The organism is Streptomyces sp. NPDC031210, assembly GCF_055570395.1.
In genome coordinates, this window is record NZ_JBVIHH010000017.1 from 43,927 (window position 1) to 57,670 (window position 13,744).

At 72.9% G+C, this 13,744-nt stretch carries 13 protein-coding genes; 9 read left to right on the plus strand and 4 right to left on the minus strand.

From position 1 onward, the window contains the following. Positions 1 to 5: 5 nt before the first annotated feature. The 7 genes from ACZ45Z_RS27240 to ACZ45Z_RS27270 all read left to right on the plus strand — a co-directional run bounded on the left by ACZ45Z_RS27240 (position 6) and on the right by ACZ45Z_RS27270 (position 6,428). Positions 6 to 1,493, plus strand: coding sequence for an MFS transporter (locus tag ACZ45Z_RS27240; protein ID WP_468367595.1), 1,488 nt, complete (start codon positions 6 to 8; stop codon positions 1,491 to 1,493). Between the two features lie 123 nt (positions 1,494 to 1,616). Further along, positions 1,617 to 2,441 carry a HipA family kinase gene (locus tag ACZ45Z_RS27245; RefSeq protein ID WP_468367598.1) on the plus strand — a complete coding sequence of 275 codons (825 nt, stop codon included), beginning with the start codon at positions 1,617 to 1,619 and terminating at the stop codon, positions 2,439 to 2,441. Then, positions 2,438 to 2,833: a DUF3037 domain-containing protein gene (locus ACZ45Z_RS27250; protein WP_468367602.1), complete on the plus strand. Its 396-nt coding sequence runs from the start codon at positions 2,438 to 2,440 to the stop codon at positions 2,831 to 2,833. Before ACZ45Z_RS27245 ends, ACZ45Z_RS27250 begins: the two co-directional genes overlap by 4 nt. Positions 2,834 to 3,132: 299 nt before the next feature. Continuing rightward, positions 3,133 to 3,894, plus strand: a complete 762-nt coding sequence (fabG, locus tag ACZ45Z_RS27255) for a 3-oxoacyl-ACP reductase FabG (RefSeq protein WP_468367605.1) — start codon at positions 3,133 to 3,135, stop codon at positions 3,892 to 3,894. Positions 3,895 to 3,923: 29 nt separating this feature from the next. Beyond that, complete coding sequence (locus tag ACZ45Z_RS27260; protein ID WP_468367608.1) at positions 3,924 to 4,694, plus strand: SDR family oxidoreductase; 771 nt, start codon at positions 3,924 to 3,926, stop codon at positions 4,692 to 4,694. 401 nt (positions 4,695 to 5,095) lie between these two features. After that, positions 5,096 to 5,764: a uracil-DNA glycosylase gene (locus ACZ45Z_RS27265; RefSeq protein ID WP_468367911.1), complete on the plus strand. Its 669-nt coding sequence runs from the start codon at positions 5,096 to 5,098 to the stop codon at positions 5,762 to 5,764. Positions 5,765 to 5,891: 127 nt separating this feature from the next. Further along, positions 5,892 to 6,428, plus strand: a complete 537-nt coding sequence (locus ACZ45Z_RS27270) for a hypothetical protein (protein WP_468367611.1) — start codon at positions 5,892 to 5,894, stop codon at positions 6,426 to 6,428. A 225-nt stretch (positions 6,429 to 6,653) separates the two neighbouring features. Here ACZ45Z_RS27270 and ACZ45Z_RS27275 read toward each other — a convergent pair whose 3' ends face one another. Beyond that, positions 6,654 to 7,283, minus strand: a complete 630-nt coding sequence (locus ACZ45Z_RS27275) for a TetR/AcrR family transcriptional regulator (RefSeq protein WP_468367614.1) — start codon at positions 7,281 to 7,283, stop codon at positions 6,654 to 6,656. A gap of 88 nt (positions 7,284 to 7,371) precedes the next feature. Here ACZ45Z_RS27275 and ACZ45Z_RS27280 point away from each other — a divergent pair, with 88 nt between their 5' ends. After that, positions 7,372 to 8,550, plus strand: a complete 1,179-nt coding sequence (locus ACZ45Z_RS27280; protein WP_468367617.1) for an FAD-dependent oxidoreductase — start codon at positions 7,372 to 7,374, stop codon at positions 8,548 to 8,550. A gap of 48 nt (positions 8,551 to 8,598) precedes the next feature. Further along, complete coding sequence (locus tag ACZ45Z_RS27285) at positions 8,599 to 9,504, plus strand: Gfo/Idh/MocA family protein (RefSeq protein ID WP_468367619.1); 906 nt, start codon at positions 8,599 to 8,601, stop codon at positions 9,502 to 9,504. Here ACZ45Z_RS27285 and lnt read toward each other — a convergent pair. The 3 genes from lnt to ACZ45Z_RS27300 form a co-directional block, all read right to left on the minus strand. Next, a complete protein-coding gene (lnt, locus tag ACZ45Z_RS27290; protein WP_468367622.1) occupies positions 9,476 to 11,092 on the minus strand; it encodes an apolipoprotein N-acyltransferase in 1,617 nt (538 codons plus the stop codon). The genes ACZ45Z_RS27285 and lnt overlap by 29 nt on opposite strands. Continuing rightward, a complete protein-coding gene (locus tag ACZ45Z_RS27295; RefSeq protein WP_468367625.1) occupies positions 11,089 to 11,661 on the minus strand; it encodes a nuclear transport factor 2 family protein in 573 nt (190 codons plus the stop codon). The genes lnt and ACZ45Z_RS27295 overlap by 4 nt, the downstream gene beginning before the upstream one ends. 61 nt (positions 11,662 to 11,722) lie before the next feature. Beyond that, positions 11,723 to 13,639, minus strand: a complete 1,917-nt coding sequence (locus tag ACZ45Z_RS27300; RefSeq protein WP_468367628.1) for an ABC transporter ATP-binding protein — start codon at positions 13,637 to 13,639, stop codon at positions 11,723 to 11,725. Positions 13,640 to 13,744: the final 105 nt, after the last annotated feature.

A 13,744-nucleotide genomic window follows, 5' to 3' on the forward strand; every position in this document is an offset into this window, starting at 1 on the left:
GCCGCATGACGAACTCGCAGACGAACTCGCAGACGAACTCGCAGACGTACTCGCATAAGAACAACGTGCGTTGGTTAATGCCCGTGGTGCTCACCGTCCAGTTCCTGGTGTCACTGGACATGTCCGTGGTGAACATCGCCCTGCCCGACATGCGGGACGACCTGGGCTTCACGCCCGCGGGCCTCTCCTGGGTCGTCAACGCGTACGCCCTCACCTTCGGCGGACTGCTGATGCTCGGCGGCCGCCTCGCCGACGTGTACGGACGGCGGCGCGTCCTGGTCGCCGGATTCGCCCTCTTCGGCGCCGCGAGCCTGGCCGGGGGAGTGGCCGACGGGCCCGGCCTGCTGATCGCGGCCCGCGCCGTGCAGGGAGCCGGAGCCGCCGGCCTCGCGCCCGTCGCCCTCGCGCTGATCACGGTCACCTACCAGGGCACCGCACGCGCCCGCGCCCTCGGCCTGTGGGGCATGGCCGGGGCGGTCGGCGGCGCGGTCGGGGTGCTCGCGGGCGGCCTGCTGACCGACGCGTTCGGCTGGCGCGCCGTGATGCTGATCAACGTGCCCGTAGTCCTGCTCGCCCTGGCGGCCACCCCGCGCGCCGTGCCGGCGGACCGCTTCCTCGGCGGCGTGCGGCCCAAGCTGGACGCGGCGGGCGCGCTGCTGATCACCGCGGGCATGTCACTGCTCGTGCTCGGCCTCGTACGTACGCAGACGTACGCCTGGGACTCCCCCGTCACCCTCGGCACGCTCGCCCTCGCCGTGCTGCTGCTCACGTCCTTCGTCCTGGTCGAGCGGCGGGTGCGACAGCCGCTGCTGCGACTCGGGCTGCTCGCCAAGCGCCCCGTTCTCGCCGCGAACCTCTTCGCGCTGCTGATGTCGTCCGGCCAGTTCGCCGCCTTCTACTTCACCTCCCTCTCGATGCAGAACCTCCTCGGGTACGGGCCTACGCGGGCCGGGCTGGCCTTCCTCCCCTTCTGCGCGGGCGTCGTCGTCGGCTCGCTGCTGGCGCCCCGCGCCGTGGCACGCTTCGGCGAGGGAACGGTTCTGGCGGCCGGGGGACTCGTCGGGGCGGCCGGCTTCGCATGGTTCGCGCTCGCCGTGGCTCCGGGAGCGCCGTTCGTGACCGCGGTTCTGGTGCCCTCCCTGATCGCGAGCGTGGGCATCGGCCTGTGCTTCGTCCCTCTCGGTACGGCGGCGACGAGCGGGGTCGCCCCGGCCGAGGCGGGCATGGCCTCCGGCCTGCTCAACGCCTCCCGCCAGACCGGCGGCGCCTTCGGCCTCGCGGCCCTCGCCACGGTCGCGGCCTCGGCGACAACCGCCGCCGAGGGGTACGCTCGCGCCTTCGCCACCGCGGCCCTGCTCCTGGTGGCGGCGGCGCTGCTCGCCGCCTTGGTGACGGGCAGGCGGACCGGCGCGCCGTCCGGCACGGCCCGATCCGGCGAGGGGCGCCGGGTTCCGACTCGGGAGACGGAGACCTCCCTGAACGAGCCCCTCTGAACGAGTCCCTCTGAACTTCACCGACCACCAGGTCCCGGCGGCGCGAGGCCGAGTCCCACTGAGGAGCAGGGGTTCGACCCGCGCCGTGGATCGTGAAGCTCGGCGGCCGGATAGCCTGGGAAAATGCTGACCGAAGTCACAGCGACCCGCTACGTCACGCCCTTGCGTGAGGGCGGCTCGCTCCCGGGGATCGTCGAGGCCGACGATCTCGGTACGTACATCATGAAGTTCACCGGCGCGGGGCAGGGCCGCAAGACGCTGGTCGCCGAGATCATCTGCGGGGAGCTGGGCCGGCGGCTCGGCCTGCGGGTGCCGGAGCTGGTCACCATGCAGCTCGACCCCGTGATCGGTCTGAGCGAGCCCGACCAGGAGGTCCAGGAGCTGCTCAAGGCCAGCGGGGGACTGAATCTCGGGATGGACTACCTCCCCGGATCGCTCGGATTCGACCCGCTCGCTTTCGAGGTGACCTCTCGTGAGGCGGGGCGCGTGGTGTGGTTCGACGCGCTGATCAACAACGTCGACCGCTCCTGGCGCAATCCCAACCTCCTGGTCTGGCACGGCGAACTGTGGCTGATCGACCACGGCGCCACGATGATCTGGCACCACAACTGGCCCAGCGCCGAGAAGGCCGCCACCAAGCCCTACGACGCCTCCGATCACGTGCTGGCCACGTTCGGCCCCGACCTCGCGGCAGCGGCCGACGAATTCGCGCCACTGATCACCGAGGAACTCCTCACCGAGATCGCGGCCGACGTACCGGACGAATGGCTGGTCGACGAGCCGGGCTTCGACTCGCCGGACGCGCTGCGCCGGGCATACGTGACGACACTGCTCGCCCGCTCCCGGACGGTCGGTGACCACCTCACCATCGGGGAGCGCAGCAAGGACGAGCCGTCGCGGGCGCCGCAGTGGCTGGCGGGAAAGCTGACGCGGAGGGCAGTGAAGTGAGCGGTCTGCACAACGGGCGGGATGTCTTCGAGTACGCCGTGCTGAAGGTCGTGCCCCGGGTCGAGCGCGGCGAGATGATCAATGCCGGGGTGGTCGTCTACTGCCACGCCCGTCGCTTCGTCCAGGCCCGGACGCATCTGGACGAGGCCCGGCTGCTGGCCCTGGATCCCACCGTTGACGTAGCCGGGGTACGGGCCGCGCTGGACGCCGTCGAAGGGATCTGCCTCGGCGGCGAACGGGCCGGGCAGGCGGCGGGGGACGACGCGGGACGCCGGTTCCGCTGGCTGATCGCGCCGCGCAGCACCATCGTCCAGCCCGGACCGGTCCACACGGGCCTGACCACGGACCCCGCCGCCGAGACGGAACGGCTGCTGGAGCTGCTGGTGCGCTGAGGCGGACGCCATGGAGGCGCCAGGTGCGGGGGAAAGGGGCATAGGGGGGAGGGGGATACGGGGTAGGGGAGTGGGCTGGTGTGGGTTGGGGTGGGGGCCGGGCGGGCTTCGCGACCGGATCGCGCCGGGGCGGGCGCTTCGCGCCCCAGGTGAGGTGGGCAACGGCGCGCCCGTGGGGCGTTGACAGCGGGTGGCCGGGCTTCTAGCGTCAGCCCTGCTGAAGCTACTAAGCGGTTGCTCACCTTCGGGATCGGTGCGGCGGACCGCTTGTCGAGGTTTCGAGGGTGAGGAGAACCCGCATGTCCACCACCGAGCAGCGCGTCGCCATCGTCACGGGCGCGGCCCGCGGTATCGGCGCGGCCACCGCCGTCCGCCTGGCCGCCGAAGGCCGCGCCGTCGCCGTACTCGACCTTGACGAGGCGGCCTGCAAGGACACCGTCGAGAAGATCACCGCGGCCGGCGGCAAGGCCCTCGCCGTCGGCTGTGACGTCTCGGACTCGGCGCAGGTGGAGGCGGCGGTCGAGCGGATCGCGGCCGAGCTCGGCGCGCCGACCGTCCTCGTCAACAACGCGGGCGTGCTCCGCGACAACCTGCTGTTCAAGATGAGCGACACCGACTGGGACACCGTCATGAACGTCCACCTGCGCGGTGCGTTCCTGATGTCGCGGGCCTGCCAGAAGCACATGGTGGACGCCAAGTTCGGCCGGATCGTCAACCTCTCCTCCAGCTCCGCGCTCGGCAACCGGGGTCAGGCCAACTACTCGACCGCCAAGGCCGGCCTGCAGGGCTTCACCAAGACGCTCGCCATCGAACTCGGCAAGTTCGGCGTCACCGCCAACGCCGTCGCCCCCGGCTTCATCGTGACCGACATGACGGCCTCCACCGCCGAGCGTGTCGGCATGGACTTCGAGGAATTCCAGGCCGCGGCCGCCACCCAGATCCCGGTGCAGCGCGTCGGCCGTCCCGAGGACATCGCCAACGCCATCGCCTTCTTCACCGGCGAGGCGGCCGGCTTCGTCTCCGGCCAGGTCATGTACGTCGCCGGCGGCCCGCTCAACTGACCGCCCCACCGACCTCAGGAGTACAGGACATGACCGAGCAGGACAGCGGGCTCCCCGAGCCCTCCGGCAAGGCGGCGCTCGTCACGGGCGCCAGCCGTGGCATCGGCTACGGCATCGCCCAGGCGCTGGTGGCCCGCGGCGACCGGGTGTGCATCACCGGCCGCAACGAGGACGCCCTCAAGGAGGCCGTCGAGAAGCTCGGCGCCGACCGGGTGATCGGCGTCGCCGGCAAGGCGCACGACGAGGCCCACCAGGCCGTCGCCGTGGAGCGCGCGATGGAAGCCTTCGGGCGCGTCGACTACCTCGTCAACAACGCCGGTACGAACCCGGTGTTCGGCCCCATCGCCGACCTCGACCTGGGCGTCGCGCGCAAGGTGTTCGAGACCAACGTGGTCTCGGCGCTCGGTTTCGCGCAGCGCACCTGGCACGCCTGGCAGAAGGACAACGGCGGCGCGATCGTCAACATCGCCTCGATCGCCGGCCTCAACGCCTCGCCGTTCATCGGCGCGTACGGCATGAGCAAGGCCGCGATGGTGAACCTCTCGTTCCAGCTCGCCCACGAGTTCGCGCCGGTGGTGCGGGTCAACTCCATCGCGCCCGCGGTGATCAAGACCAAGTTCGCGGCCGCGCTGTACGAGGACCGCGAGGCGGAGGCGGCGGCCGGCTATCCGATGGCGCGGCTCGGCGTCCCGGAGGACATCGGCGGGGCCGCGGCCTTCCTGCTCTCCGACGCCTCGGGTTGGATCACCGGGCAGACGCTCGTCGTCGACGGCGGGCTGTTCCTCAACGCCGGGGTCTGAACGCCGGAGTCTGACGGCGGGGCGGGGTTCGAAGGGCCTTGATTGCTCGAATGGCCTTGATCGGGTGTGCGCTCCAGGAGCGGAGTCCGTGATGCCGGTCCCTCGGGGCCGGCATCACACTCGGTACGGGGGGATCTTCCGGGTCGGCGGGGTCGGCCGGGCTGTCCTCGCCCGACTCATGGGCGCTACGTTCCGGCCGTACCATTGCTCGGTGCTCGGTGCTCGGTGCTCGGTGCTCGGTGCTCGGTGCTCGGTGCTCGGTGCTCGGGATGAGCTCGGTGCGCGCGGTGTCCGATCAGGGTGGGGAGCACGGCCCGGAGGGCGGCGTTGTCAGTGGTCGCCGGTAGGTTCTGGGAACGAGAACGGAACGTACACCGGAGGTTGTTGACGTGGTGACCGACATGCTGCCCGAGTCCTGGCGCGGCGTCCTCGGCGAAGAGTTGGAGAAGCCCTATTTCAAGGAGCTGACCGACTTCGTCGAGCAGGAGCGGGCCAGCGGCCCGGTCTACCCGCCCCGTGAGGAGGTCTTCGCGGCGCTGGAGGCCACGCCCTACGACCGGGTGAAGGTCCTCGTCCTCGGCCAGGATCCGTACCACGGCGCGGGGCAGGGGCACGGCCTGTGCTTCTCCGTCCGGCCCGGAGTCAAGACGCCGCCGTCGCTGCGGAACATCTACAAGGAGATGAAGGAAGAGCTGGGCCACCCGATTCCGGACAACGGCTATCTCATGCCGTGGGCCCAGCAGGGCGTACTGCTGCTGAACGCCGTCCTCACCGTCCGCGAGGGCGAGGCCAACTCCCACAAGGGCAAGGGCTGGGAGAAGGTCACCGATGCGGTGATCCGCGCGGTCGCCGCCCGGCCCGACCCGGCCGTCTTCGTGCTGTGGGGGAACTACGCCAAGAAGAAGCTGCCCCTGATCGACCAGGAGCGGCATGCCGTGGTGCAGGGTGCGCACCCCTCGCCGCTGTCGGCGAAGCTGTTCTTCGGCTCCCGGCCCTTCACCCAGATAAACGCCGCGGTCGCCGCGCAGGGCCACGCCCCGATCGACTGGCGCATCCCCGACCTGAGCTGAGCGACGTCGGCGGAGAGCCGGACTCCGGCACCGCGGCCGCTCCGCACGCCGCGCGGAGGTTCCCCTGGGCGGTTAGCGTCGGGGGGACGGCAGCGGCTGGATGACGAGCGAATGCTAGGAGTCTGCGGTGGCGGAGAGGCAAGCGGAGGAGGCACCCGGGGACGGTCTCCTGACGCGGATCGGCCAAGCGATCATGTTGCATCGCGCGGGCGACCGGGAAGAGGCACGCAACCGCCTCGCGGACCTGTGGCACGAGGTCGGGCCACAGGGAGACGCCTTCCACCGCTGCACGCTCGCCCACTACATGGCCGACACCCAGGACGACCCCAGGGACGAGCTGGACTGGGACCTCAGGGCCCTGGAAGTCGCCGAGGGCTTCGTCACCGAGCGGGGCGCGGCCACCGGCGCCGCCCTCGGGGCGACGAGCGTCGCCGACGCCCCCGGGCATCCGCTTGTCGCCCTGCGGGCCTTCTTCCCCTCCCTGCATCTGAATCTCGCGGCCGACTACGCCGGACTCGGCCGCCCCGCCGACGCGCGTGCCCAGCTCCTGCGGGCCAAGGCGTCGGCCGGCGCGCTCGCCGACGGCGCCTACCGCCAGGGGCTCCAAGAGGCCATCGGCCGTCTGGAGTCGCGCATCGCCGACGCCCCGGACAATTCGCCGTAGGTCCCCCCGACGATCGCGGCCGCCGCGCCCACTCCGCCAGGACCGCCGTAGCGGGTAATCGCTCGCCCCGCCCAACTGCGCTGCGTGCGGCGCGACTTGGAGCGGCCTATGCGCCGCAACCTGGGGGAGTCCCAGCAGACCGTGATGCCGACCCCGACCGCCGACCGCCGACCGCCGACCGCCCACCGGCAGCCGCAGAGGCCCCGCCGCGTGTGCGAGCGCCGGTCAGCGGTTCAGCATGCCCGCGAGTAGTTCCGCGCAGGAGGCGCGCAGGGCGTCGCGGGTGGGAACGGCCGCGTGGTACTGGCCCGCGGTGCAGGAGAAGAGCACGCCGTCGCACCAGGCGATCACGGTGAGCGCGTGCCGCTCGGGATCGGCGGAGCCCGCCGCCTCCAGGAGCGCGACCACCGGGTCCCGGAATGTCCGGCCCGCCCGGTCGTAGACGGCCCGCAGTTCGGGCCGGCGGGTGGCTTCCAGGGCCAGTTCGTACCGGGCCAGGAGCAGCTCGCGATGGCGGGTCAGGGAGCGGTGCATGGCCAGGGAGACGGCGTCGGCGACCGTGGCCATGGCGTCGTCCGCCGGTTCCTGGGGGGCGTCCGCCGCACGCGGCCGCAGCGCCGACGCGTCCGGCATCTCGCGCGGCGAGAGCACCGCCGCCTCACGCTCGGCCAGCCGCCGCACCGCCGCCTCCAGCAGGGCCGCGCGGGTGCGGGCGACATTCGAGGTGGAGCCCGGTGGGAGGCCGGCGGTCTCGTCGACGGCCCGGTGGGTCAGCCCGCGCATGCCGCGCTCGGCGAGCAGGGTCAGGGCGGTGTCGGCGATCAGCTCGTGGCGGGGGGTGTTGCGGGCGCTCATGGCAGGTGAGCCTATCGCGGTGACTACGGGTGTAGTAGTGTGTCCGTAGGAACTACGCCTGTAGTGGCGTGACGGTGGGGGAGGAATCATGGGGCAGCGCACCGCGATCGTGATCGGCGGCGGCATCGGCGGGCTCACGGCGGCGGTGGCGCTCCACCGTCGCGGCTGGTCGGTCACCGTGCTGGAGCGCGCCCCCGCGCTGGAACCGGTCGGCGCCGGCGTCGGACTCGCCCCCAACGCCCAGCGCGCCCTCGACTCCATCGACGCCGGTGACGAGCTCCGGGGCATCACCGCCTGGCAGACGGAGGGCGAATTCCGTCTCCCCAGCGGCCGCTGCCTGGTCCGTACGAGCAATGCCGCGGCCGTCCGGCGCTTCGGCGGGCCGGTCCTCATCCTCCACCGCGCCGAACTGGTCGCGCTGCTCGCCGCCCGCCTGCCCGAAGGCTGCGTACGCACCGCGGCCCCGGCCGCCCTCGTCGACGAAGGCGACCCCGCGCGAGGCGGCCGCCCGGCCCGCGTACGGACCGAGGACGGCGAGGAACTGACCGCGGACCTCGTCGTGGCCGCCGACGGCATCCACTCCACCGCCCGCCGCACGCTCTTCCCCGACCACCCCGAACCCCGCTACGCCGGCTTCACCGCCTGGCGCTTCGTCGTCCCCGCCCCCGCCGACCCGTTCCCCGCCCAGGAGACCTGGGGCCCCGGCGGCGTGTGGGGGTCCCTGCCCCTGCACGACGGACGCGTCTACGCCTACGCCACCGCGGCCGTACCCGCGCGAGGACGGGCCGACGACGAGCGGGCCGAACTGCTGCGCCGCTTCGGCCACTGGCACCAGCCCATCCCCGCGCTCCTGGCCGCCGCCGACCCGGCCGCCGTCCTCCGCAACGACGTCCACAGCGCGGCCGCGCCGCCGCCCGCCTTCCACCGAGGGCGGGTCGCCCTGCTCGGCGACGCCGTCCATCCCATGACCCCGAACCTCGGCCAGGGCGCCTGCCAGGCCATCGAGGACGCCGTCGTCCTCGCCCACGAGGCGGCGCCGGACGCGGACCTGGGCGCCGCGCTCGCCGCGTACACCCGCAGCCGGTTGCCGCGCACCTCGGAGGTGGTGCGCCGCTCCGGGCGGATCGGCCGCCTGACCACCTGGCGCTCCCGTCCGGCCTGCGCGCTACGCGCCGCCTTCATGGCCGCGACCGCCCGCCTCGCCCCGGATCTCGGCCTGCGCGCCCTGGACGGCATCGCGGACTGGCACCCGCCGACGGCCACGTAAACTTCGGCACGCGGGCCATCCGGCCCCGGCGCTACCCAAGGAGAACGCGTGAAGGTCGGCTGCATAGGACTCGGCGATATCGCGCAGAAGGCATATCTCCCCGTGCTGGGCGCGCAGCCCGGCGTCGAGCTGCACCTGCAGACCCGGACCCCGGCGACCCTCCAGCGCGTCGGCGCCGCCCACCGGCTGGCGGACGACCGGTTGCACACGGACCTGGACTCCCTGCTCGCCGCCGGCCTGGACGCGGCGTTCGTGCACGCGCCGACCGCCGCGCACCCCGAGATCGTGACCCGCCTGATCGAAGCGGGCGTGCCCACGTATGTCGACAAGCCGATCGCCTACGAACTGGCCCGGACCGAGCGCATCGTGCGGCTCGCCGAGGACCGGGGCGTAGGGCTGACCGTGGGCTTCAACCGCCGCCACGCGCCCGGCTACGCCCAGTGCCTGGAGCACCCCCGTGACCTGATCCTGATGCAGAAGAACCGCGTCGGCCTGCCCGAGGACCCGCGCACGCTGGTGCTGGACGACTTCATCCACGTCGTCGACACCCTGCGCTTCCTCGTCCCCGGCGAGATCGATCACGTCGACGTGCGCGCCAGGATCCGCGACGGGCTGATGGAGCACGTCGTCCTTCAGCTCTCCGGCGACGGCTTCACCGCGATCGGCACCATGAACCGCCTCAGCGGCTCCGCGGAGGAGATCCTCGACGTCTCCGGCCGGGACACCAAGCGCCAGGTCGTCAATCTCGCCGAGATCATCGACCACAAGGGACAGCCGAGCGTGCGCCGCCGCGGCGACTGGGTGCCGGTCGCCCGCCAGCGCGGCATCGAACAGATCGTCCTGGCGTTCCTGGACGACATCCGCGCGGGTCGGCGGCCGTCCGCCCAGGACGCGCTGCGCACGCACGAACTGTGCGAACGGGTGATCACCGAGGCCCTCGCGCAGGCCGCCTGAGCAGCCGCCCGCCGGCCGCCGCCGCGGCCAGAACGAGCGCCGCCGCCGCGCCGTACACGGCCCAGTCGCCGAACCGGGCGTACGGGCTGGTGCCCTGGGCCAGCGGCAGGTCGTAGACGGCCGCCGCCCGCCGGTCGGTGCCCAGCCGGTCGCCGACCGGCTCGCCCCGGGGGCCGTGGACCGCGCTGACACCGGTCAGCGTGGCGTGCACCATCGGCCGCCACGTCTCCGCGGCGCGCAACGCGGCGAGCGAGGCGTGCTGCTGCGGCGCCCAGCCGTCCTGGAACGTCGAGGTCGAGGACTGGGCGACCAGCACCCGCGCACCGGTGCGCGCCAGATGGCGGCTCAGATCCGGGAAGGCCGTCTCGAAGCACACCAGCGGCCCGATGCGCAGCCCGCCCGCCGGGGCGACCGGCATCAGCACCTGGTGCCCGCCGCGCATCCGGTCCGTGGCGGCCGCCTTGCCCACCGAGGTCGCCCAGCCCAGGACGGAGCGCGCCGGCAGGTATTCGCCGAACGGCACCAGCCGCATCTTGGCGTACCGGTCACCGGTCGGCCCGTCCGGCCCGATCAACACCGCGCTCTTGTAGATCCCGGGCCGGCCGGCGCGCGCCGCGTCGGCGTTGACCAGAAGGGCGGCGCCCGTCCGCCGGGACAGCGCGGCGAGGCGGGCGGCGAGCGCGGGGTGGTCGGCCGGGTCTTGGTAGAGGCTGCTCTCGCCCCAGACGATCAGACGGACGCCGCGTCCGGCGAGCTCGCGGGTCAGCGTCTCGCTGCGGTCCAGCCGGCCCTGGGGGCCGCCCGCGTCGCCCGGCTGGACGACCGCGATCCGAACCGTGCCGGCGGGCCGCGGGCTCGGTCCGCCGTACCAGGCGACCGTGCCGGCCAGCGCGCACACCAGCAGCCCGGTGACGGCGGGCAGCCGCGCCGCGCGGTGGGCGACCAGCTCGGCCAGCGCGGTGTTCACCGCCACGATCAGCAGGCTCAGTAGCCACACCCCGCCGATCGACGCCAGCCGCAGGGCGGGCGCCACCTGCCACTGACTGGCCCCCAGCAGCCCCCAGGGCCCGCCCAACTGCTCCCAGGAACGGACCAGTTCGACCATCAGCCACCCCGACGGCACCAGCACCAGGGCGGCGGCACACCGGCCGGCACCGGGCGTGCCGGACAGCACCGCGCGCACCAGCAGTCCCCACGGCGCCCACAGCGCCCCCAGCAGCAGGGCCAGGACGAGGATGAAGACGTGCAGGCTCGGCAGCAGCCAGTGGTGCACCACGAGCAGGAATCCGGCGCCGCCCAGCCAGCCGTCCACCGCCGCCCGGCGGGCCGTCGGCGCCGACCGCACCAGCAGCAGCCACGGTACGAGCGCCACGTAGGCCAGCCACCACCAGGACGGCGCGGGGAAGGCGAGCGCCGGCAGGGCTCCGGCGAGCGCCGCGGCCGGGCCGCGTGACCAGGGCGAGGTGAGCCGGCGACCGAGCGGTCCGTGCGGGGTGTCCTCCTGCGCCGGACGCGCCGGGCTCACGCCGGGCACGCGGTCGGTTTCCGCTCCGGTGCCGCGCCGCCCCGCCATTCGTGGGCCTGTCATCTGGGCGCCTGCCCGTTCGGGGCCGGCCGTCCGGGGCCCTGCCATGTCGCGGCTGCCGGGGACGCCGGGGTCTGCCGCCATTTCTCGTGGACGACGACCTCGCTCAGGCGCCAGCCGTCGGGGGTGCGGCGGGCGGCGAACGCGTAACGGCCGGCACAGGTGAAGTCGGGCATGGTGGGGCCGCCCGGACCGCTCTCGCCACCCGTAACGCCCGCCTCCTCCGCCCCCTCCGTCACCGGGTCGGCCAGCCGCATCGGATTGAGGTAGTCGGCCTGGGCCGCCGCCGTGTCGCCCGCCGACCCGTCGCGCGAGGGGACCACGATGCGGCGGTTGACGATCAGGTGCTGGCGTACGGAGAAACGGCGCAGCATGTCGGCGAGCCAGTCCGCGACCTCGTCGGTGCCGCCCTCGATGCCACCGGCGGAACGGTAGTCGGCCCGGCCGTCCGGGGTGAACAGGGCGCGATAGGCCGGCCAGTCGCCATCGTCCAGGGCGATGGCGTAGCCCGTGATCAGATCGTCGATCGCGAGGCGGTCCATGACAGTCGAGTGTTCCGCGCGCTGCGTCATCACCTCAGTTTTCGGCATACGGAGGTCCCCGCCAAGAGGCGGGGACTTCCCGGGCGCGGCGTCAGGGCACCAACGCCGTCTCCTCGGCGGTCTCGGCTCCGGCCTCCGCGGGAGACTCGCCGGTGGCGAACTGGGTGCGGTACAGCTCCGCGTACCGCCCGTCGGCGGCCAGCAGCGTCTCGTGCGTACCCCGCTCCACGATCCGCCCGGCTTCGACGACGAGGATCAGATCGGCGGCCCGTACGGTCGACAGCCGGTGGGCGATCACCACCGAGGTCCGGCCGGCCAGCGCCTCGGCGAGGGCCTCCTGCACCGCCGCCTCGGAGGTGTTGTCCAGGTGGGCGGTGGCCTCGTCCAGGATGACCACCCGGGGGTGGGCGAGCAGGAGACGGGCGATGGTCAGCCGCTGCCGTTCGCCGCCGGAGAGGCGGTAGCCGCGCTCACCGACGACGGTGTCCAGGCCGTCGGGCAGCGAGCGGATCAGCTCTTCGAGCCGGGCGCGGCGCAGCGCGTCCCACAGCTCCTCCTCGGCCGCCTCCGGCCTGGCCAGCAGCAGGTTCTCGCGGATCGAGTCGTGGAAGAGGTGCCCGTCCTGGGTGACCATGCCCAGCGTGTCGCGCAGTGAGGCGGCGGTCAGATCGCGGACGTCCACCCCGGCCAGCCGGACCGCGCCCGAGTCGGTGTCGTACAGCCGGGGCAGCAGTTGCGCGATGGTCGACTTGCCGGCGCCCGAGGAGCCGACCAGGGCGACCATCTGGCCCGGCTCGGCGCGGAAGGAGACGTTGTGCAGGACTTCTTCACCGCCCCGGGTGTCGAGGGTGGCGACCTCTTCCAGAGAGGCGAGCGAGACCTTGTCGGCGGAGGGGTAGGCGAAGCGTACGGAGTCGAACTCCACCGCCACCGGGCCCTCGGGCACCTCGCGGGCGTCCGGCTTCTCGGCGATCAGCGGCTTGAGATCCAGGACCTCGAAGACCCGCTCGAAGCTGACCAGCGCGCTCATCACCTCGATGTGCGCCCCGGACAGTGCGGTCAGCGGGGCGTAGAGCCGGGTCAGCAGCAGGGCGAGCGAGACGATCGCACCGGCCTCCAGTTGGCCGCGCAGCGCGAAGAACCCGCCCAGGCCGTAGACGACGGCCAGCGCCAGGGCGGAGACCAGGGTCAGCGCGGTGACGAAGTACGTCTGCACCATCGCCGAGCGGACCCCGATGTCGCGCACCCGCCGGGCCCGGGCGGCGAATTCGGCGGACTCGCGGGACGGGCGGCCCATCAGCTTGACGAGCGTGGCGCCCGGCGCGGAGAACCGTTCCGTCATCTGCGTGCCCATCGCGGCGTTGTGGTCGGCGCCCTCGCGGCGCAGATCGGCCAGCCGCCGCCCGACCCGGCGGGCGGGCAGCACGAACACCGGCAGCAGGACGAGCGCGATCAGGGTGATCTGCCAGGACAGGCTCAGCATCACCGCGAGGGTCAGCAGCAGCGTCACGATGTTGCTGACGACTCCCGAGAGGGTGTCGCTGAACGCCCGCTGCGCACCGATCACGTCGTTGTTGAGGCGGCTGACCAGCGCTCCGGTGCGGGTGCGGGTGAAGAACGCGATGGGCATCCGCTGCACGTGGTCGAAGACGGTGGTGCGCAGGTCCAGGATCAGGCCCTCGCCGATGCTCGCCGACAACCAGCGGGTCAGCAGGCCCAGGCCCGCCTCGGCGATGGCGATGACGGCGATCAGCCCGGACAGCCCCAGAACGATGGTGGTGGAATCGCCGTTCACGATCGTGTCGACCACCCGGCCCGCGAGCAGTGGGGTGGCCACCGCCAACATCGCGGTCACGGTGCTCAGCAGCAGAAAGAACACCAGGTGGCGGCGGTGCGGCCGGGCGAACGCCGCGATGCGGCGCAGCGTCCCCCGGGAGAGCGGGCGCCGACCCTGCTGTGCCGTCATCGAGCTGCGCAGCGAATGCCAGGCGGTGACTTCCATGTCCATCGCGGTCTCCAAGGTGTTGTTATCGGCACGCCATCGCCGTGGCTGACCGGCGATCTGTAAGGAACCTAGGACCTCAACCAATATTGAGGTCAACTGTTCCCGTGC

What these genes read in the sequence shown, in the direction of transcription:
- ACZ45Z_RS27240 (WP_468367595.1), top strand. Translation starts at nt 6, where the DNA reads ATGACGAACTCGCAGACGAACTCGCAGACGAACTCGCAGACGTACTCG.
- ACZ45Z_RS27245 (WP_468367598.1), top strand. Translation starts at nt 1,617, where the DNA reads ATGCTGACCGAAGTCACAGCGACCCGCTACGTCACGCCCTTGCGTGAG.
- fabG (WP_468367605.1), top strand. Translation starts at nt 3,133, where the DNA reads ATGTCCACCACCGAGCAGCGCGTCGCCATCGTCACGGGCGCGGCCCGC.
- ACZ45Z_RS27260 (WP_468367608.1), top strand. Translation starts at nt 3,924, where the DNA reads ATGACCGAGCAGGACAGCGGGCTCCCCGAGCCCTCCGGCAAGGCGGCG.
- ACZ45Z_RS27265 (WP_468367911.1), top strand. Translation starts at nt 5,096, where the DNA reads ATGCTGCCCGAGTCCTGGCGCGGCGTCCTCGGCGAAGAGTTGGAGAAG.
- ACZ45Z_RS27275 (WP_468367614.1), bottom strand. Translation starts at nt 7,283, where the DNA reads ATGAGCGCCCGCAACACCCCCCGCCACGAGCTGATCGCCGACACCGCC.
- ACZ45Z_RS27280 (WP_468367617.1), top strand. Translation starts at nt 7,372, where the DNA reads ATGGGGCAGCGCACCGCGATCGTGATCGGCGGCGGCATCGGCGGGCTC.
- lnt (WP_468367622.1), bottom strand. Translation starts at nt 11,092, where the DNA reads ATGACAGGCCCACGAATGGCGGGGCGGCGCGGCACCGGAGCGGAAACC.
- ACZ45Z_RS27295 (WP_468367625.1), bottom strand. Translation starts at nt 11,661, where the DNA reads ATGACGCAGCGCGCGGAACACTCGACTGTCATGGACCGCCTCGCGATC.
- ACZ45Z_RS27300 (WP_468367628.1), bottom strand. Translation starts at nt 13,639, where the DNA reads ATGGACATGGAAGTCACCGCCTGGCATTCGCTGCGCAGCTCGATGACG.